This is a genomic window from Lentihominibacter sp., from assembly GCF_046951855.1.
GTDB classification, from domain to species: domain Bacteria; phylum Bacillota; class Clostridia; order Peptostreptococcales; family Anaerovoracaceae; genus Lentihominibacter; species Lentihominibacter hominis.
Genome location: NZ_JBKTXS010000008.1, coordinates 1 through 19,945 on the forward strand (window position 1 = coordinate 1; position 19,945 = coordinate 19,945).

General features: G+C 38.3%; 15 protein-coding genes and 1 pseudogene. 3 read left to right on the forward strand and 13 right to left on the reverse strand.

Features of this window, described 5'->3' with window-relative positions; genetic code table 11:
- From ACLR96_RS03415 to ACLR96_RS03460, 10 genes and pseudogenes are all read right to left on the reverse strand, one after another.
- A pseudogene (locus ACLR96_RS03415) lies at positions 1–572 on the reverse strand (hypothetical protein); the annotation flags it as partial.
- Positions 573–602: 30 nt separating this feature from the next.
- Positions 603–1,358 (reverse strand): DUF2232 domain-containing protein, encoded by a 756-nt coding sequence (locus ACLR96_RS03420; RefSeq protein WP_177268113.1) that lies wholly within the window; start codon positions 1,356–1,358, stop codon positions 603–605.
- Between the two features lie 175 nt (positions 1,359–1,533).
- A complete protein-coding gene (locus ACLR96_RS03425; RefSeq protein WP_177268115.1) occupies positions 1,534–2,478 on the reverse strand; it encodes an SPFH domain-containing protein in 945 nt (314 codons plus the stop codon).
- A gap of 1 nt (position 2,479) precedes the next feature.
- Positions 2,480–2,935, reverse strand: a complete 456-nt coding sequence (locus tag ACLR96_RS03430; protein WP_177268117.1) for an NfeD family protein — start codon at positions 2,933–2,935, stop codon at positions 2,480–2,482.
- Positions 2,935–4,014: a hypothetical protein gene (locus tag ACLR96_RS03435; RefSeq protein ID WP_177268119.1), complete on the reverse strand. Its 1,080-nt coding sequence runs from the start codon at positions 4,012–4,014 to the stop codon at positions 2,935–2,937. The genes ACLR96_RS03430 and ACLR96_RS03435 overlap by 1 nt, the downstream gene beginning before the upstream one ends.
- 141 nt (positions 4,015–4,155) lie before the next feature.
- On the reverse strand, positions 4,156–4,389 hold the full coding sequence (gene rpsR, locus ACLR96_RS03440) for a 30S ribosomal protein S18 (RefSeq protein WP_177268121.1): 234 nt from the start codon (positions 4,387–4,389) through the stop codon (positions 4,156–4,158).
- A gap of 18 nt (positions 4,390–4,407) precedes the next feature.
- Complete coding sequence (locus ACLR96_RS03445) at positions 4,408–4,848, reverse strand: single-stranded DNA-binding protein (RefSeq protein ID WP_177268123.1); 441 nt, start codon at positions 4,846–4,848, stop codon at positions 4,408–4,410.
- Positions 4,849–4,861: 13 nt separating this feature from the next.
- Positions 4,862–5,149 (reverse strand): 30S ribosomal protein S6, encoded by a 288-nt coding sequence (rpsF, locus tag ACLR96_RS03450; RefSeq protein WP_177268125.1) that lies wholly within the window; start codon positions 5,147–5,149, stop codon positions 4,862–4,864.
- Positions 5,150–5,292: 143 nt separating this feature from the next.
- Complete coding sequence (locus ACLR96_RS03455) at positions 5,293–6,411, reverse strand: aldo/keto reductase (RefSeq protein WP_187525024.1); 1,119 nt, start codon at positions 6,409–6,411, stop codon at positions 5,293–5,295.
- Between the two features lie 23 nt (positions 6,412–6,434).
- Positions 6,435–7,028, reverse strand: coding sequence for a hypothetical protein (locus ACLR96_RS03460; protein ID WP_177268129.1), 594 nt, complete (start codon positions 7,026–7,028; stop codon positions 6,435–6,437).
- Between the two features lie 96 nt (positions 7,029–7,124).
- On the opposite strand from ACLR96_RS03460, the gene ACLR96_RS03465 reads away from it, so the two are divergent.
- A complete protein-coding gene (locus ACLR96_RS03465; RefSeq protein WP_177268131.1) occupies positions 7,125–7,850 on the forward strand; it encodes a glucosaminidase domain-containing protein in 726 nt (241 codons plus the stop codon).
- 106 nt (positions 7,851–7,956) lie between these two features.
- On the opposite strand, the gene ACLR96_RS03470 is transcribed toward ACLR96_RS03465, so the two are convergent.
- Both ACLR96_RS03470 and ACLR96_RS03475 read right to left on the reverse strand, forming a co-directional pair.
- Positions 7,957–16,596, reverse strand: coding sequence for a Cna B-type domain-containing protein (locus ACLR96_RS03470; protein WP_177268133.1), 8,640 nt, complete (start codon positions 16,594–16,596; stop codon positions 7,957–7,959).
- 326 nt (positions 16,597–16,922) lie between these two features.
- A complete protein-coding gene (locus ACLR96_RS03475; protein WP_177268135.1) occupies positions 16,923–17,852 on the reverse strand; it encodes a sugar phosphate nucleotidyltransferase in 930 nt (309 codons plus the stop codon).
- A gap of 143 nt (positions 17,853–17,995) precedes the next feature.
- Between ACLR96_RS03475 and ACLR96_RS03480 the strand changes: the two genes are divergently transcribed.
- Positions 17,996–18,487, forward strand: coding sequence for a shikimate kinase (locus ACLR96_RS03480; protein WP_177268137.1), 492 nt, complete (start codon positions 17,996–17,998; stop codon positions 18,485–18,487).
- Positions 18,488–18,635: 148 nt separating this feature from the next.
- On the forward strand, positions 18,636–19,184 hold the full coding sequence (locus ACLR96_RS03485) for a ferredoxin domain-containing protein (protein ID WP_177268139.1): 549 nt from the start codon (positions 18,636–18,638) through the stop codon (positions 19,182–19,184).
- Between the two features lie 53 nt (positions 19,185–19,237).
- Here ACLR96_RS03485 and ACLR96_RS03490 read toward each other — a convergent pair whose 3' ends face one another.
- Entirely contained in the window at positions 19,238–19,891 is a 654-nt protein-coding gene (locus ACLR96_RS03490; RefSeq protein WP_177268141.1) for a phosphatase PAP2 family protein, read from the reverse strand.
- Positions 19,892–19,945: the final 54 nt, after the last annotated feature.

The window sequence follows — 19,945 nt, forward strand, 5'->3', positions numbered from 1 at the left end:
CTGACTTCATCAAGAATACAAAACTTATTATTCACCAATTCTTTATAGTTTTTATGAGTTAAAAGCAACTCATACATATGCTCTTTGTATCTGGAAATGGCCGCTCCCATTTTATCTGCCCATCCCCTTATGAGCTTGTCTATTTCGGTAGAAACCTCCAGTTCATTTTCTTCTTTTCCGCTTGGTGTCATTTCTTCCAGATTATCTACATTTATTAAAGCTATACATGGCTTCTCATCATTATAAAGATCTTTGAGATTTTCAAATGAAGTAACATCTATAAAGCACATCATTACTGATGCAGATTCTCCTTCCCCGATAAATCCGGTAAGAATCTTAAAAGCCTTGTCATTTCGTTTGATAAGAAGAGCTGAGCCTTCTTTTGCAGCGTTCATTATTTCCGGCAGTTTTATTCCCGTCAGAGCAAAGATGTCTCCGTCTATAATGCCATCATATTTAAACACCTCAGCAATCTTTTTGTTGGCTCTGGAAACCTTCCCGAAAGAATTGATTATACACATAGGCACTATGGTATAGTGAGCCAGCAGCCTTTCTATTCTTCCAACGTACATATCCTTCTCCTAAAATTATATTGATGCGATCTATCTTCGGGCGCTTCTGCCCTGTATCTTTCCTTTAATCCCAAATATCAGATCGAACATTCCCACCATGAGCAATACCAATCTGCCAAGATATATCATCCACATAACGATAGCTATGATGACACCTACGGGTTTAGGTATCCGCTTCATATGGCAGAACATCAGAACCACCGAAACTCCCTGTACAGAAAATACAAAATTAAATAAAAGATCCACATTCATATATATCATATTGTCGCCAAAGACCCCTGTCTGAGTCAATATCCATGATATGAGATACATTCCCATAACAGCCATAAAAGCTCCGTTTGGCCATGAGAATTCTCTCAGCTTAGGCATTCTGCTTACCTGTGTACGCCTTCCCATTATCTTGGCTATAATGATATATTCTATATATGATACTACCATTCCCAAAATCATAATACATGCAGGCATAACAGCAAAGGTACTATTATAGAGGTTTTTAAACATCTCTGTACGTTCCGCTTCTCCCACAGCTGCCAGATCAAAGGCATCTGCCACCATAGGGTTTTGGGCGAGATCCTTTGCCATCACATCCACAAGTTCCTTTATCTGTGCAAAAATCCCCTTACCTGTCATAGAGGCAATCATAAAAATCACTACCGTTGCAGCAGCTATCGTTATGGCAGAGTACATGACAACTCGATATGGCGAAAGTTTTCCTGCTTTAATTGCCCCCGGCATTACAATAATTGGTATAATCAATATCAAAAAATAAATCAGCAATAGATACATTAAATTTCTCCTAAAAATATTTATAAGTATTAGTTATTATACCATACTTGTACGGTTAAAACAAATGCAAAGAGTTAGTTTGTAGGAACCTGCTTTTTCGTCAGAATATCTATATTTTCATAATAAAAGGAAGATCTTCATAAATCTTCCTTTTGACAATATACATTACGCAGGTTTATTTCCCCTGCTGTGATAACGGGGATTTACTTTTATCCGTTTCCGTCGCTTCAACAATACCTGTAAGAGCACTGGCAAGACCTGCCATTGACTGTATTTCTGCCGGGATGATAATTTTTGTAGCTTTCCCGTCAGCTGCCTTTTCAAAAGCTTCAAGACTTTTCAAAGTCAGAACTTCTTTTGTCGCCTCCGCTTGACTGAGCATCCTTATACCGTTTGCAGTAGCCTTTTGTACCATGAGTATAGCTTCTGCTTCTCCTTCCGCTGCCTTTATAGCTGCCTGTTTTGAAGCTTCTGCTTCGAGAATAACAGCTTCTTTATTTCCTTCAGCTATGAGCACGGCTGACTTTTTCTCACCCTCTGCCCTAAGTATAGCTTCCCTTCTTTCACGCTCTGCTCGCATCTGCTTCTCCATAGCCATCTGTATATCTTTTGGAGGGTTGATGTTTTTCACTTCTACACGATTTATCTTGATCCCCCACGCATCTGTCGCTTCGTCAAGAACCAATCTGATCTTTGAGTTAATATGTTCACGGCTTGTCAGGGTTCCGTCAAGCTCCAGCTCTCCGATAATGTTTCTTAAGGTTGTTGCTGTAAGATTCTCAATAGCAGCCATAGGATTCTCTACACCATAAGCGTAAAGTTTAGGATCAGTTATCTGAAAGTATACTACGGTATCTATCTCAATAGTTACGTTATCTTTTGTAATAACGGGCTGGGGAGGGAAGTCTATGACGTGTTCTTTAAGAGAAACCTTCCTCGCCACCTTGTCTACCAAAGGTATTTTAAAATGCAGTCCTACCTGCCATGTAGTATAATACGCTCCCAAACGCTCCAATACATAAGCATTTGCCTGTGGTACAATCCTGATATTTGTTACAACAAGGGCGATTATCAGGATTATTAGAATGATGATCGCCACGATCGTTCCTATAGAATACATTTTATTCCTCCGATTTCTTTTCTTCTACCGTCAGAGTTACTCCCCTGACATCTTTTACAATAACGATTGAACCTTCTGCTATCTTATTTCCCGGTGAAACTGCAGTCCACATTTTACCCCCTACTCTCACCTGACCACTTCCGTATACAGGAATTTCCTTTTCTACAATCCCTTCTTTTCCCGGTATAGCTTCCACATTAGTCCTCTCTACTTTAGCATTAAACCGTTTCTTAGCAATGGGTCTTGTCACGGCCAGCAGCACAATAGAAATTATTAAAAATACTATGACCTGAATAACTACCGGGGCTCCAAGCATAGCTGCTATTGATGCTCCTACCGCTCCTCCGGCAAACCATATACATGTAAGGCCTAATGTTATTGCTTCCAGAATCGACATGATCCCCGCCACAAATAGCCAGAGAACAGCCGCGCTGAAAGTAATTCCTAAAACAGTCATTATCTCTCTCCTTTTCTGCTGTTATAATGCTGATGTTTCTCTATCATCTCATTCATTTCCGTCTTCGTCAGAAGCCCTGATTTATAAAGAGTCTTCAAGCTCTCCATATATCCCTTTTCAATTCCTGATACCTCCTGTGAAGTATATCTTACAGACGTGGATCTGTCATCTTTTTCCAAACTCCTTTTCGGACTTTTTCCTACTGAAACGTTTCGCTTTTTCTTCACTTTATTATTTGCAAATGTCTTTATATTTACACCGCTTCTTCGTCTTCTGACAATAACCGCTGCTATTATCACTACTATAACGGCAACAACAATAAATGGAGATATCCACGCTATGATATCTTCTGCCGAATAATATGACTTAAAGTCTTCATCATTATAAACAGATTCTTCAGTACTGCCTCCTGTTATTTTCTCACCATATGACATATCAAAAAATCCGTCAGCTACGCTGTCCATCATCGACGATATCTGCGGATCCTGATACTCGCCTGAATCATTTTGGAATATAAGTATATTATTAACGATATACTGCCAGTTATCTGTCGTCTGCGCTGTGATATAAACTGTGTGGTTTTGCGTCTCGTTGCTGCCATCGCCGTTTATATCCGCACTGATGCTGACAGGAATCTTGAGGAATCCATCCCACTCACCGTCAAAAAATACCGGTTCTCCATAAGTCACCCCCTCATTTTGATCTGTTTCCCGCAGCATTGTATCATATATCTGACTGACTGCATCCCTGCCATATGTATCATAGTACTCCATAGCCTGTTCTGCATCACCATGAAAATAAACATACCCGTCATCTTCCATTTCTCCCCAAGAAAAATATATATCAAGCTGAAGCGGATTTTCTGCTTTCTTTTCCTTCGCAGACATTATATGCTCATAAGGTTTGCCCTTGCTTTCATCAGCACTTATCTCAGTCACTTCCCATCCATCCGGCATCTCTATACTTATATTGCTGTCCCTGACATAATAATATTCCTCTGCATAGGAACAAATAGTCATCAAAAAAATCATGAGCATAGTAAACAGAACTGCTGCCGCATGCCTTAAAACCTTCTTCATCTGACACCTCCCAAATATAAACATATTATATCATATATGGCTTATTATATTTGACGAATAATCTCTCAAAACATTCTTTCCGCAACAAAAAACTGCCTCACAATTAAGCAAAGCAGTTTTGAAACATATTCTGTAAAAATATCAGTCAGCTGTATAAGGCAGAAGCGCAACTATTCTCGCCCTCTTTATAGCTCTTGTCACTTCTCTCTGATGAACTGCGCAGGTTCCTGTGATTCTTTTCGGAAGAATCTTTCCTCTTTCAGTTACATATTTCTTGAGCTTTTCTATATCCTTATAATCTATAGTTTCTGTCTTATCGGCACAGAACTGGCAGACTTTCTTTCTTCTCATGCCGCCGCGTCTTTTATTATCCATGATTCAGTCTCCTCTCTTTTAGAACGGGATATCGTCATCTTGGATCGCCTGAAATCCCTCAGGAACACCCATATCTTTGTCGGCAGAACCGGAACCTGACGGCTGATTCTGATATCTTCCGCCTCCTGCTCTCTCGTTTCTGTCGCCCCATTCTAAAAATTCTACTCTATCGGCAACTACATCCGTAGTATAGACTGTAGCTCCGTCTTTATTGGTATAACTTCCCGTCTGAATCCTTCCCTGGACTCCGACAAGTCTTCCCTTAGCCAAGAATCTTTCGCAGTTTTCAGCTTGTCTGCCGAATACTGTTACTCTCGGAAAATCCGTCTTTTTTTCCTGTCCGGATCTCACCGGTCTGTCGATAGCCACTGTAAATGTAGCCACCGCCATCTGGCTTTCGGAAATATACCTAACTTCGGGGTCTCTGGTTAATCTCCCAATCAGTACAACACTATTCATACCGCACCCCTCTCTATTTCTCGTCTTTGTTTATTATCATATGTCTGATTACGTTGTCCGAAATCTTAAGCCTTCTGTCCAGCTCTGCCGGCAGAGTAGGCTGAGCCTTAAACTCTACAACAACGTAATATCCCTCAGTCTTCTTCTGAATAGGATAAGCAAGTTTCTTCATTCCCCAAACATCTACATTGCCAATCTCGCCTTCAGTTTCGATGATGCCTTTAACAGCTTCAACTGTAGCGTCTTTCTTGTCGTCTTCCAATGTTGGATCAATGATAAACATTAATTCATAATTAATCATTCTTTTCACCTCCTTGTGGACTAAATGGCGGTAAGCGTTTCTCACCGCAAGGACTGCACACAAAACCGCATGCTTTTATATTATACATCAACTGTGTTCAAATGCAAGATTTAATTTGCCTGATTTTCATTATTTTGCAACGGTCAGAGCAATTCTTCGCATACTTTATCAAGATTTTCTCTGATCCTTATGTGCTGAGGACAGGCCTCTTCACATTTGCCGCATTTTATACATTGATCTGCCTGTTTTTTTCCGTGATTTTTTACCAGCCACTCTTCCTGATGTCTGGCAGCATCTTTATCTCCATAAAGTGTAAGATAATTTGCTGCGGTAAAAGAACCTGAAATACCTATATTGGCAGGACAGACCTTAGCACAGTAATCACACGTGGTACAAGGAATCAAAGGAATCTTAGAAAGAGCTTCCTGTGCTTTTTTAATCGTATTTCTCTGACTGTCATCAAATCCTTTAAAATCTTTCATAAAAGAAATATTGTCATTCATCTGTTCTTTATTGCTCATGCCTGAAAGTACTGTTATTATTCCGTCAAGATCAGCAGCAAATCTGACAGCCCACGAAGCCACAGAGGAATCGGGTTCCGCCCTCTTTAAAATATCTTTAACTGTGTCCGGAGGCGTCGCTAACATGCCTCCTTTTACAGGCTCCATTATGATAACAGGTTTTCCGTGTCTCCTTGCCACTTCGTAACACTCTTTTGACTGTATAGCCGGATTATCCCAGTCGGCATAATTTATCTGCAGCTGGACAAACTCCATTTCGGGATGTGCTGTCAATATTTCATCAAGCTCCTGAGGATTTGAATGGAAAGAAAATCCTGCATGCTTTACAAGTCCTTCTTTTTTCTTTTCCTGTATCCAGTCCCACAGCTGAAAATCATCAAAAAAATGACTTCTTCCCTCTCCCAGATTATGAAGCAGATAAAAGTCGAAATATCCGGCGCCTGTCTGCCGGAGAGAAGTATCAAACTGCGACACGGCCTCTTCTTTTGTTTTGCAGTTTATCCATGCGGCATTCTTTGTAGCAAGCTGATAGGATTCCCTCGGATACCGTTCCACAAGCGCCTGCCTTATGGCATTCTCACTTCCTTCATAAGCCCATGCAGTATCAAAATATGTGAAGCCGGCATCCATGAACAGATCAACCATTTCTTTGGTCTGCTCTATATCTATGATTTCTCCGTTTTTAGGAAGCCTCATAAGACCAAAACCCAACTTTCCTATTTTTTCACCTAAATACGCCATTATTTTACCTCCTTTTGAATACTTCAGCTGACCGGCATTTGAAGATTGCCTAAAACATTTTTCATCAAATCATCGGTCATTATTATATTCCATCCATAATAACCATCGTTGACCATAGGAACAAAAACGATAGTTTCCAACACAGCTCCGCTTTCTGCAGCTTTTTCCACCTGCTGTACATAAAGCTGCAGGCACTGTGCATTGAGTTTCTCCTTATCAGCTATATCATCAGTATATAAATTATCTGTCACATATTGATAGGAAACTTTTTCATATTCTGAAAGAACTTTACTGAAATCTCCGGATTTTATCGATACCTTGGCTACAGCAACATCATTTTTTTCGATGATTTCCTTTACTTCATAAGAAAAATTCCTAAAGAGAGCTTCATTCATTCTGGCAACAGTGTCTTTATCTCCCTGAACATTAGCAATGAAATTCACATAGCTGTCATCCATATATTTTTCCATCACATGTGTTTCTCTGTTCTTAAGACCATCCATAAAATCTGTCACAGACTCATGAGGCGTCGTGGATATCATGTTCATTACTCCCATCTGCATCATGATGGATATTATTATACTTATTACAGTTTTTGCTGTATACTGCACAATCACTGTTTCTGACCTCCGCATCCAAAACGGTTGTTTTTTACTGACATATTAATTATAATATATCAGTATTCATTGATTTTCAAGTAAACGGAGTCACTTATGGATAACAAAAGGAAAATATGTGAAATAAATATAAAACAGCGTCATTCATTCAAAAAAATCGTTCTTCTTATTCTTATAATCACAGCTGCAGCTGTAGGATCCGTATATGCTGCTATGCATATAAAAATAGAAACCATACGAAGCGATGCTGCAAGGGCAAGCAAAATACTTTCGGAAGAAGGCGCTGCTTCAGCTGAAAAGATAGATCTCGCCAATGCGCTCAGAACTTCCACAGTAAATGAAGTAATAAAAGGCGAATCCATACCATCATATTCCACTTCACAAATAATGGATCTTGATGTAAGCAAACCCAGTGGAGTTACAGTTTCAGATCTGAAACTTGTTACAAAGGGAGGTCTTTCTGGTCTTGAAGAAGCATTTTATAAAGCTGAACAAGACTATGGTATCAACTGCCTGTTCGTCATGGCTATTGCAGCGCATGAAAGCGCTAACGGCACCATGTGTTTCAGACCCAATAACATGTTTGGATTCGGTTCAAGCGGTTTCTCTTCCAAAGCTGAAGGAATTGATGTTGTCTCAAAAACTCTGGCAAACAGCTACCTTTCTCCCGGCGGCAGTCTATATTCAGGGAAAACAATTTCATCCGTCAACAAGAAATACGCAGCAAGCACCACATGGGATGACAAAGTAGCAAGAAATATGGTGAACTATTATTCTACCATAAGCAAAAAACACAATGATGCATTGAATAAACTCAAGTAAATTTCTAACGATCAGATCAAAGTCATAAATTTTCCGATAGATAAAGCGCAGCTTCATTCAAAGCTGCGCTCTTTTAATTTGAACACCTATATTAATCTGCCTCAAATCAGTTTCTTCGTTTACGCCTCATAAGCAAAGCAGCGGTTATACCTATGAGAGACATAGTCATTAAAATTGCCGGACCTCCGAAATTCATATCGTCTCCTGTTTTGGTATCTTTTGTTATAGTTGTATCCTTACTGTTAATGAAATCTGCATTCATTTCATCTCCGGCTTGTATCGCTCCCGAAGCGCCTTCAGATGTAGTGCTATATCCGTCAGTATTTGCTTCTTTTTCAGTCACTGTGTATTCGATATCCGCCGGAAGTCCGCTGGCTGTCTTGCTTTCTCCATCCTTTAATGTCACCTCAGCTTTACCTTCGGTGAATTCTATCTCTCCATAAAGTCCGGTTATATTCTCATCAAGCTCTATGGTGAAATGAAACGGCTTTTCAGTATCTCCTGCATTACCTTTTACTGTCTTTGACACAGATAATCGGCCATGCCGTTTGTTTTCCACAATAAATCCGTCATCTTTATCTCCGCTTACAGAAACATCATAATCATCAGGAACATCCAGCTCTTCTATACGGTATTCTATCCTTTTTCCATCTTTATCATATTCATCAAGATTTTCAAAAGTATAGGACCATTCATCTCCGTCTCCGCTGATTTCTTTTCTTGCTACTTCCTTATCATTGCCATACACAGCTACAGTCACTGAATCCGGTCTGTAATGATATTTATCGTCTCTGTCCTTCCAGATCTTTGTAACAGGTATCTCTACCGTTCCTGTAAGGGTATTAATCAGATCATATTGATTCTGGCTAACCTTGTACTGATCTCCTTCGATCTTGCTTTCAGCTGATTTTTCTTCTACTCTGTAACTGTACTGATTGCCCTCATCATCTGTTTTCAGAAGGCCTTTATACTCATACTTCCATTGATCTGAAGCCTTGTCAGTCCAGCTAAGTACGGCTCCTTCTTTGGTGAGAGTATGGATATCTACTACTTCTTCCTCTCCGTCCTTGATACTTCTGTAAAGAGTCAGCTCTATATCATCCGGTCTCGTTTCGTATTTATTGCTGTTGTCTTTCCATGTTTTGGTTCCGCTGATATCCATCCGCCCTATATTTGCTATTTTGGTAGAGTAGGTATCGTTGTTTCCATTCTGATCAGTATTAACTATATAATAGTTAAAATCTTCCACAGGCTCGCCGCCTATAGTAAGCTCCCTTGCGTAATAAGTGTAAAGCTCTCCTTTTTGGCTGTATTTAGGAAGATTGCTGAAAGTTCCTTTCCATTCTCCTGCCTTTGTCAAAGTAGTGGTTTTCTGTACGCCGGTATTGTCTGTCATTACTTCTTCAGAATTCTCATCGCCGATCTTACCTGTAGTTCTCCACAAACCCACTGCAATATCTTCCCAGTCTTCTGACGCGATGCCATACCATGCCTTTGTTACTTCAAGAGATGTTTTTTCATTATTTTCAAATGTAAAGAGGAAATATTCTCCGTCGTTAGGTATCTTTATGGTGCTTTGAGCTTCTTTTTCCAGTATATATCCGCCCGGAACTGTCTCTACAACTTTATATTCAGTTTTCCCGTCTGCATTAAGCAAACTTCCCGGCATAACTTCCGGTATATTTTCCCACACAGCTTTCCATTCACCATATTCATAATACGGCAGATCCGTAGTATCATACAAAGCCGCCCCGCGGGAAGCCATTATTGAAGTATTACTTACATTCTTGTCTTTCTGCCCGTCCAGTGTTACTTTGGCAGGATTTCTGAAAGACTTCCATTTACCGTCAGTACCTTTATACTTGAGTTCTAAAGTTACTGATTTTTTAACAGCGCTTATGTTCCAGTCTTTTTCAGCATAAACTTTGACGTATTTCATCTGGTTAGTTGCTGAAACAGCAGAATCATATGAAACTTCGTAAGCGTTATTGTAAATATTATTATCGGGTTCTCCTGTTATGATCTCTGAATTATCTATTCCGTCATCAGGTTCATAATCATGCTTTAATTCTTTTGCTGCATATTCATAAGTCTTGCCGTTTTCATCTGTAACAGGCAGTCCCGATATAGTTGCTTCTGAACTGTCATCTGAATTTTGACCATACAGAGTAACTGTCAGGTCCTGCTTGATATCCTGTTTATGTACCTTAACATTTTCCCAAGTATGTCCGTTATCTGTACTCTTCTGGATAATAAAGCTTACCTGCCAATCCTGATTTTCTCTGTCTGTATCTGTTCGTGTTCCATAGATATTCTCAGCATCATCTTTCCAGAGTTTGCTTACTTTCAGATCTGTTGTCTCCAACTTATTATATATGTTGCGGTCGGTGGTTTTACCGTCATAACTGCTGTAATATCCCTTTCCTCCCGGTGTATATGTTGAGAATATGCCATCACTGAATTTATATTCATATCTGGTATTTTCATGATCTTTTACCTCGGTGACATTTACAGTCTGAGTCTTACCATTATAAGTGATTCCCGTTTCTGCAACCCTGTATCCCATTTTCTTTTCTGCACTGTTTTTATCTTTGATAAATGAAGGCAGATTTGAGAAATATGCTGTCTTCCATACGGAAGTATCACTTATTCTTCCTGTTTTTTCTGCAGTGAACTTATAGTTACCGTTTTGGAAAACTTTATTATATGCTTCTTCTGTCAGATTATCCTTAAAATATTTGGAAGCACTTTCCCAGTCTCCTTTAGGACTTCCGTTTTCATTAAGTTCAATTGCCTGCAGTTCGAATCCCACGGTTACATCTGCGTCCAAATAATCATTAGTGAGTTCCTTGCCGTCTTCATCTACCCATTTCTTCGTGTAAGGTATGCTGACTTGTATAGAATTAGTCAGATCATTCATGGTTATTTCATCGACATCTGCTTTTTTCTGATTGACTTCCGCAGGTGATCTGGTATATACGCTGCCGTCAGGAAGGGTTTCTTTTATTCTGTATTTCCACGGCATTCCGTTAGGAGCATACTTTTCCAGCTCATTAACTTTATTTCCTTCAACTTTATATACCCATTTATCTGAAGTTGACCAGTCTCCTTTTTCCCATGTTATATCATAAATATCTTTACTAATCTGTGTATAGGCGATACTGTTACTCTGTCCCGGCTGTGAATCCGCTCCTCTGTAAACAGTTATATAGTCATCAATGTTCTCAGGTCTTTCATGGAAAATATTACTGTAATCTCTCCAGTTTTTATTTCCCTGCAATATCACAGTTTCTCTGTCTTTATCCTGAGCATTGGCAAATGTGGCAGTAACGGCTACATCTTTTTTGGTCTCACCTCTTCCGTCATTTTTATTCTCAGTTATCTGAAGTCCATCTGCAGGAGATATTATATCAGTCTCAGTACCGTTTTGCTTTACTTCCACTGATGTTCTGTCTCCTTCTATTGCCCATGTAGTATACCCGCCGAGATTATCTTTCACTTCCCTGACAGAATACTTGTATTCTGACCCATTAGGAGCATAAATGTCGAGATTTTCAAAGGTTATGAGCTTTTCGAGAGGATCCTGTTCAGTTCCTACATCATCCAGATCCTGCCTACTTATCAATGCCTTTATTTTATTAACAATTCCTTTTGACTGATCTTCATAAGCCTTCTTGACCTCTTCTGAAGACCATGTTTTTCTCTCCACTACTTCAGATGAGGTTTCATCTCCGTTATTATCCACATATGTTCTTGTCAATTCAAATGTCACTGCAGGATAAGCTTCCGGAGTATCATCGTCTTTCATAGGAAGCTCCAGATATTTTTTTATAGCTAAAGCACCCTTGATACTATCATAATTGTTGTCTGCGATATATCCGTCAAGAATATCAGCTCCCGTAAACCCTTTAAATACATCGGACGGATCTGCATTTGTCTCAACGTCTTCGTCCCATTTTATAGATTTTTCCACCAATGTATAATGGTATTTCTGACCACGATCATTATAAGTAGGAAGCGGTTCCCACTCATCTTCCGGTACTCCTGCCGGACCGATGGCAGTTATATCTTTGATATTTCCGGATCCGTCTCTTTCCACCTCTACAGTATTCTCGCCTTTATAAAGTATCTTAAAGAGATATGAACCTTTATTAAGAATATCTGCCCAGTCCGATATAGTAATAGTGGAAACAGGATCTCCTATGCTGTCAGGATCATCATTTTCGCTTGTATTTTTTTGATACAGTTCAAACGTTACGACAGGCAGATTTATGCTTTTATATCCCGAAGGCAATGATGACCATATCTTCTGCCCCTGTATAGTTATATCACTATACAGATAGTTTACGAAAGTTCCCCCTTCTGAAAGTGCATATTTTACTTCGCCTTTCTGTCTGGTTACATTACCTATATCTATCACATATGATCCGTATTTCTGTACATTCTCTTCAGTGATATCTTCTTCACTTCCGATATATCCGTCCTGATCTATCGTGCCATTATCATTGGTATGATAGTATTGAGCCGGCATGTAGTCAAAATCTGATATCTGTATTTCTGTGTTCTCCACCGCATAATATTTTATTTCATATCCGTAATTATCATATTTCGGCAGGCCTGATAAAGTAGCATGCCAGTGTTTCGTCTTATCACTGTAATCCTCCGGATTATCTATACCGGTGTCATCGAAGTCCTCATTATATTCCCATTTATATTTTTTCTGGTATACACTTGTTTCCGTACTGCCGTCTTCTTTATGCTTAACCTGGTATATATCAAGATATATGTCAGGTCTTGTACCGGATTCATATGCATGTTCATCTCTCCATGATTTATGCCAGAGTATATTTTTCGTATATGAGAGTTTGTTTTTTATAGTATACTTCTGTTGATCATCTGTATGATAATCACCTACTGTATATGTTTCTTCGCCTGTGGAAGAAGAATACTCTTTCCAGATATCATATACCTCTTCGTAATCTTCTTTGAGATCTTTCCTGCTTACTTCCTTTCCGTTCTTATCCAGCCACACTTCCTCAGCTCTGTAATTTACTACTTTGCCTTCTTTATCATATTTAGGCAGCTGATGGAAATAATACAGCGATGTTTTTTCGTCAAACCTTATTGACTGTATCGCAGAAGCGTTATTTTTGCCACTGTTGTCTTTGATATCCACAGGTCCGCCGGGATTCCCCACATCAACAGTATCACCTGTGTTCACATCATTATAGGTTATCTTATAATCATCCGGAACCGATATGGTTTCTTCATCTGATTTCGGCATACCATCATCAAAAATAAGCTTCATAGCCAAAGTAAGATCAGATTTTTCAGCAGCTTTTTTAAGATCTTCTCTTTTCTCACCATCTCCGTCCAGCCACTGCTTGGTAACAGTCAGATCTATATCCCCTATACGTCTGTTGCTGACAGTATAGACAGTCTGCCCGTCTATAGTCTCTTCCCCATAAGTCGCCTCATACTTATATCCGGATTCTTTAGGTTCTGTCTGATAGGCTACCTTGGTACATTTATCATAATTTTTTCCGTTATATAAAGTAGGCCCGTTTTTCAGCGCTTCTTCCGGATGTTTACTTTTTACATCTACAACACCGGTATCTTTATTCCCTATTTCTTCTTCAATTATATAAACATCATCAGGATCAAGCTTTCCTATACCTACAAAATCATTCCAGATACCGTTCTGTAGTGTGGCTTCTCCGATCCTCTTATTTGTTCCCTTTTCATATACTCCTATAGTAACAGGTTTTCTGTCCATAACATTACTGTCATCAATCCAGTATTTCTGTACGAATATCCAGTTTTCTTCACCGGGAGCATTTATTACGGTTGCAAAATAATTCCCGTCATCATCTTTAGTCACATCATATTCTGCTACATATCCTTTATACATATCATTTTCATAAATGAAATAACTGTATTGTCTCCCTTCGCTGTCATATTCATCAAGATCATATATGGTTAAGTTCCACGGTGTAGTCTCCTTAGCGTATATCCCCAGTTCCTTATTAACAAGAACTTTTTCCTTATCTTCTGTCCCGTCAAGTGTCACTTCACCGATTTCATCACCTAAACCAGAACTTCCTGCACTTCTGTACAATGTGAATTTTACTTTGGCATCCTTTGGAGCATTCGTTTCATCTCCATGGCTGTCATACCATTTTTTTACTATATTGTAATCAACTTCATTAGCTATAGAATTTGTAATAACTGAATTTCCCGTTTCTTCATCAAACTCCGATACCGATTCATATTTAACAGTTTTTTCTTTGCCTTCTGCTATCTGCTGAAGTTCAAATACCTGCTTACTGCCGTCTGCGGATACCTGCTTTATCAGATTATCTCCATCTGCCTGATAAACACCTGTCTCTATCCATCTATATTCAAGTTCCTGTCCCACCATGTCATGCTCCGGAACTTCAAGAGATAATGACCTTGTGAGATATTCAAGCTGAAAGTCATCTATCTTCTTTTTTATAACTTTTCCCTCTTCATCTTTTGCTTCTATCCACTTATCATTACTTCCCTTTTCACGGGATTGAAGGGTTAACTCCACATCCACATCTTCAAACTGAGTCTGAAATGCAGCCGCCTTCCATGTCTTTACAGCTTCTACTTTTACATTTCCTTTTATCTTATTGGACAGGGTTCCTCCATTATAAAGGAAATCATCATTAGCATTATCATCCGTTCTCTTTCCGTTAAAGGATTTCGGGTTATCATATTTTCCGGTCTCACCATTATATATAGTATCAGTAACTGTTATATCACCTGTATCTTTATCTCGTTTTACAGAACCGAAAATCTGTTCATAAGCTGAAGCATTGCTTCCTTCAAGATATTCTCTGAGAACATATATGTATTCACAGCCTTCCTTATCATATTTTTCAAGACCGTCAAAGCTTATATCCTGCTGATCCTTATTTTTATCTAATTTTACAGTTATTATATTACCTTCATCATCTCTTACAGCAGCTGCTGTGCTGTAAGATTCTCCATCTCTGTATCTCCACAGCTGGAATTCTCCGTCCGGACGGTCATCTCTGTCATGGGTCTTTGTGTCATCCAGCCATACTTTCTCTGCTTCATAATCCTTTTCACCTGTAAGTGTCAGCCATATAGAACCGCCATTATAAACTTTGTCTGTAACATCTCCTACATTTGGCGCCTGACTGTTATCGTATGATATAGTAAAATAATCGTCTTTATATTTCTGCAGGGCAGTGCCATCATCTCCTATATCCAATTTTCCTGTAGGTTTTATATTATTGTTGCCTTCCACCATGTCATATGACATTCTTGAGTTGTCTAAATTATACTTCCACAGATTTTTAACTGTTAATGTAGCAGTCTCTGATATATTGGTCAGTACAATTTCATCTCTGTTATCTTCCAGCAGACCCCAGTCTATCAGCTGTCTCAGGCTGTACGATTTATAATTATCTCCGTAATTTATCTCAAAGTAAAACTTTTCTGCCATATGACTGTTGAGAGCAGCATCTATAGCGGCTCTCAGATCAGCGTCACTTCCTATTCTGTTTCCCCATCGTATTGCTATCTTTACTTCAAATGAAGTATCAAGCATATAATACCAGCCTAAATTATCACCAACGGAATTATAGTCTTCTTTATTTTCTTCAGTTACATTTACAAGGTGATATCCGTCAACTTCCGACGGCTGTATTTCCCAGCTGACATCATATTCTTTAGTTTCTTTGTCATCCGGCCCATAGTTATAAGTTTCTCTGATTTTTGTAGGCAGTGTATTGGCATTTACTCTGTAAGTATACTGTCTCTTTCCATCCTCAGTTCTCACATCAGGTTTGGGTACACTGTCCATACCCAGCTTTTCCATATTTTCTTCGTCAAGAACTCCCGATGTTACAATGCTATCGCCATCTTTTACAGTAAATTTCAAAGAAGCGGGATAATCTGTTTTATATTTATCAGTTCCCGGCCTTATGGATTCCTCATCATTATTATCCGACCAATATATAACATGATCTATATTGTTTTTTTCTCTTTCTAATATCGTTATTTCAGGTTCAATACCTTTTGGGGATGCTTTCGAAAGTACAGCATCGTTCTTTTCCTTATTTTTGTTTTCCTTATCTTCTCCGCCGAACTTTATGTCCCACTCTAAGGTAAAGCTTCCGCCTTCCTTTTCGATTATGGCGTCTGCGGTATCTTCTCCTTTATATGTATCTACGGTAATGTCTTCTTCTGTTATTTTTATTTCATGGGTCCCTTTTTCAGGTGATATATCCTCAGGTACGCTAAACAAAATGTCTTTTTTCAGCTCGGCATTTTCTTTATCGATTATGAATTTAATGAATGCTTCTCCTGATTCAGAAATCTCAAGCAAGACAGGGATATCATCATCTTTATCTTCTGCCTGGAGAGTTTGCTCAAAATTACCTTTTTCATCTTTGAATGAATTGAGGAATTTGAGATCCTCTTTCTTCAATTTTATTTTAACTTCTGCTGAAGTCACATCTTCCTGCTGTTTATTCAAAGATGCCTTAAGCGAAACGGTATTCTTATCTTTACTCTCTTTATCATCTTTATCCGTTTCCCACTTAACAGATACAGCGGTATTATTTTCGGCAGTTTTATCTTTGTTTTCAGCCGAAGCTTCCAGTAAAGAAAATGGCATCATAGTCACAATCAATATGACTGCCATCAAAAAGCTTACTGTCCGCTTTTTTACTTTAGCATTCCTATTCATATTCTTTTCCTAAACCCTTTCTGTACATAGATACAACCGATTATATTTCTTTACATAATACCCCCCCGATAGATTAAGTCAAGTATTTCTATTCAATTTTTTCATTTACTCTACTTTTTTTATCCAATAAGTAAAATTATAACAATTATGGGATTTTGTAACTTAAAGTTATAATACATTCTTCTCATAGTTCAAAAAGTTGCATACTTTTTGCGACAAATTCCTACATTTACCAAATTTAAATATTCTCTAAAATAAAGATATGCTTGATGACTTTTTATAAGCACAAAAAAAGACGGTTTACAGAAAACCGTCCTCATCTAAATCTATTTCCATAATTTATCCGGATACATTCCTTTATCTTTCATTGCTTCCAAAGCATTTTTGACATCTTCCTTGTCTTCTTTATACGTAACGCCATACCATCTGTCATGTGACGTCAAAACTTTTACCCGTACTTTTCCTTCCTGTATCAATCTGTCCGCAGCAGCCGGAAGATAATATTCTCCTTTCAGAGGATTTTCCTTCACTGTAGTTTCAAAAAATTCCGGAAGACCTTTCTTAAGCTCTTTCATCATACTATGTGAAAATCCCCAGAAATTCATGGAAACTATAGTGTTTTCAGAAAGCTTTATCCATGTATCTCCATCATCTTCCGTATATGAAATACCTTGATCTTTACGCATTATTTTTGTTCTTTCCGTAACTTTTTCAAGATATCCTCTCTCATCTATATCACATATCCCTCTGGCTACATGACCGTTTTCTGTAACAGTATTTTCCAGCTTATATCCTACCATACAATAGCTGTATTTTTCTCCGTCCTTATGTTCAATAAGGTAATCATACAGATCTATAAATCCTCCGGGGCCATAATAATCATCCGCATTTATAACAGCAAAGGGTCCTTTAATCAGATGTCTGCATGCCAAAACCGCGTGAGCCGTACCCCATGGCTTTTCTCTGCCCTCGGGAATCTTTTCACCTTTCGGTATATCGTCAAGCTTCTGATAGGCATACTGTATTTCCATATATTTTCCTGCACGTTCGTCCACCAGCTCTTTAAAAAGCTGTCGATGTTCTTCTTTTATTACAAAAATAACTCTGTCGAATCCAGCCATCATGGCATCATACAGAGAAAAATCAAGTATTATCTCTCCGGCATCAGTTATCTTATCGACTTGTTTAAGCCCTCCGTATCTTGAACCCATACCTGCAGCCATTATAATTAACGTTGGTTTTTCATTGTTTTTCATGATGATCGTCTCTTTCCTTTTTATTGTAAATTAAGTGCGATTTTTTTAATTATATCAAATTTAACGTTTTTTACAAAGTTTTTATGATGAATCACATATATATGATATACTGTGGCTATCAATACTTACGGAAAGGAAATATCATGGAAAAAGAACTTATTTTTGTAACCGGCTACTTTGGAGCTCCCATAAAGAAAACAGCGGAAGATATAGCAAACAGAAAAAATTATGATCTCATATCTTTGGATGATGAGATAAAGAAATCAGACGGCCGCTCTGTAATACGTATCTGCATGATTATGGGAGAACACGAATACAGAAATAAAGAATATGAATTACTGTTAAAATTAACAACAGATATCCCTAAGTGTGACAGCGATAAAAAAGGTATTGTCATATACTGCGGCGATGGCGTTCTTCACGATGAAATGTCTAAGAATATCATAGAAAAATATTCTGTAATTATTGCAGGATCCCATATGACAGCAGAAGAGCTATGGTCAAAAGCAAAAAACATAAAAGATTCAACCCATGCTTTCATGTATTTTGGCGATGAAGAAACAAAAAGGCGATCATTTGACGATCTGTATTACAGACAACACACTCTTTATACTTCTCTAAACCTCCGGCTCTGATGTTATCTTCAAAATCTTACTATAAAACATTACCTTTAAAAATATTTATCCATAAGACCTTTCGATTTATCTTCATTTGTCCCTTAAATATATCTATATTGATTTTGATATTTTTACCATATATAATATATTAACAAGGAGGAACGATATGTTGTATAAAAGAGAAAATGCAGCCGAAAAAGCTGCAATGAGAGTAGCTCAGCAGATGGTGGCAGCAGCAGTTACCGCTCCTAAAGGCTGCGGTATAGACAATATAGAGGCTGCTGTTTTAGACGGCGAGGATAAAGACACTCTGTCACAGATCATGCGTGATATAGCCAAAGAAACAGGAGCTGATTTCTTTTTAAGGGATGCAGGCAATGTAGACGACAGTCACTGTATAGTCATCATAGGCGTCGATAACGCCCCTATTGCCCTCGAAAACTGCGGCCTTTGCGGTTTCAAAAATTGCGGTGAAACTTCCAAGGCAGGCGCAAACTGCGCTTTTAATACTGTAGATCTGGGTATAGCTATAGGATCTGCTGTTTCTATAGCTGCGGACAACCGTATTGACAACCGCATCATGTTTTCTGCGGGCAAAGCAGCTATACGCATGGGGATTTTTCCTAAAAATGTAAGAGTCTGTTTCGGTATACCTCTCTCCACTACAGGAAAGAGTATATTCTTTGACAGAACTTCATCTGAAGATGATGAATAAAAAAATCAAGACTCGATATCGTAAAATTTTTTTGCGATACCGAGTCTTTTTATTTATATTTTTTTATTCTTTCCGGTAATTCTTTCAATTATCTCAATAGCAAACATTATTACTGCTATACCCATGCACCAACCAGCCAGCACATCGGTAGGATAATGAACTCCAAGATAGATCCGGCTTAATCCTATAAATATTGTCGGAATCAATAAAATAACAGTAAGAATATTAGCTGTCATACGTTTCTTTACATTGTTTCTGACAAGGTATATAAGCATTCCGAATACAAACATACTTGTTATTGAATGACCGCTGGAAAATGAGAATCCACCTTCATCTATAAGTCGAAAAATTTCATCAGGCCTTGGCCTTTGAACAGCTGTCTTTATAACTTTATTCATCAATGTGACAAAAACCGCTCCTAATGAAACAGGTACACCATACGTCATTCTCAGAGGTTTTATTATAAGAAGAATGATACATAATATAACTATGGAATGCCAGTTTCCCATATATGTTATAATTTTCGCCGCCCAGGTCAGCCATTCGCTTCTCATATCATAAAAAAAGAATCTTGCAGAATCATCAAAATTTTGAGACCTGCCGGTAACCACAGTAAAAAGAATAGCAAAAAATACTGCTATTCCTGCAGCTGCAACTATAATCCTTATTTCATGCGACTTTTTTTCTCTAATATTATTTAAACCCATTTAAAAATTCCCCACTATTTAGTAATACAGTATTATATCATAATTTAAAATCAT

Excerpts from the sequence above, each read along its gene's own strand:
- ACLR96_RS03420 (WP_177268113.1), bottom strand. The coding sequence starts at position 1,358 with ATGTATCTATTGCTGATTTATTTTTTGATATTGATTATACCAATTATT.
- ACLR96_RS03445 (WP_177268123.1), bottom strand. The coding sequence starts at position 4,848 with ATGAATAGTGTTGTACTGATTGGGAGATTAACCAGAGACCCCGAAGTT.
- ACLR96_RS03465 (WP_177268131.1), top strand. The coding sequence starts at position 7,125 with ATGGATAACAAAAGGAAAATATGTGAAATAAATATAAAACAGCGTCAT.
- ACLR96_RS03430 (WP_177268117.1), bottom strand. The coding sequence starts at position 2,935 with ATGACTGTTTTAGGAATTACTTTCAGCGCGGCTGTTCTCTGGCTATTT.
- ACLR96_RS03455 (WP_187525024.1), bottom strand. The coding sequence starts at position 6,411 with ATGGCGTATTTAGGTGAAAAAATAGGAAAGTTGGGTTTTGGTCTTATG.
- ACLR96_RS03435 (WP_177268119.1), bottom strand. The coding sequence starts at position 4,014 with ATGAAGAAGGTTTTAAGGCATGCGGCAGCAGTTCTGTTTACTATGCTC.
- ACLR96_RS03490 (WP_177268141.1), bottom strand. The coding sequence starts at position 19,891 with ATGGGTTTAAATAATATTAGAGAAAAAAAGTCGCATGAAATAAGGATT.
- rpsR (WP_177268121.1), bottom strand. The coding sequence starts at position 4,389 with ATGGATAATAAAAGACGCGGCGGCATGAGAAGAAAGAAAGTCTGCCAG.
- ACLR96_RS03485 (WP_177268139.1), top strand. The coding sequence starts at position 18,636 with ATGTTGTATAAAAGAGAAAATGCAGCCGAAAAAGCTGCAATGAGAGTA.
- ACLR96_RS03470 (WP_177268133.1), bottom strand. The coding sequence starts at position 16,596 with ATGAATAGGAATGCTAAAGTAAAAAAGCGGACAGTAAGCTTTTTGATG.
- ACLR96_RS03425 (WP_177268115.1), bottom strand. The coding sequence starts at position 2,478 with ATGTATTCTATAGGAACGATCGTGGCGATCATCATTCTAATAATCCTG.
- ACLR96_RS03480 (WP_177268137.1), top strand. The coding sequence starts at position 17,996 with ATGGAAAAAGAACTTATTTTTGTAACCGGCTACTTTGGAGCTCCCATA.
- ACLR96_RS03475 (WP_177268135.1), bottom strand. The coding sequence starts at position 17,852 with ATGAAAAACAATGAAAAACCAACGTTAATTATAATGGCTGCAGGTATG.
- rpsF (WP_177268125.1), bottom strand. The coding sequence starts at position 5,149 with ATGATTAATTATGAATTAATGTTTATCATTGATCCAACATTGGAAGAC.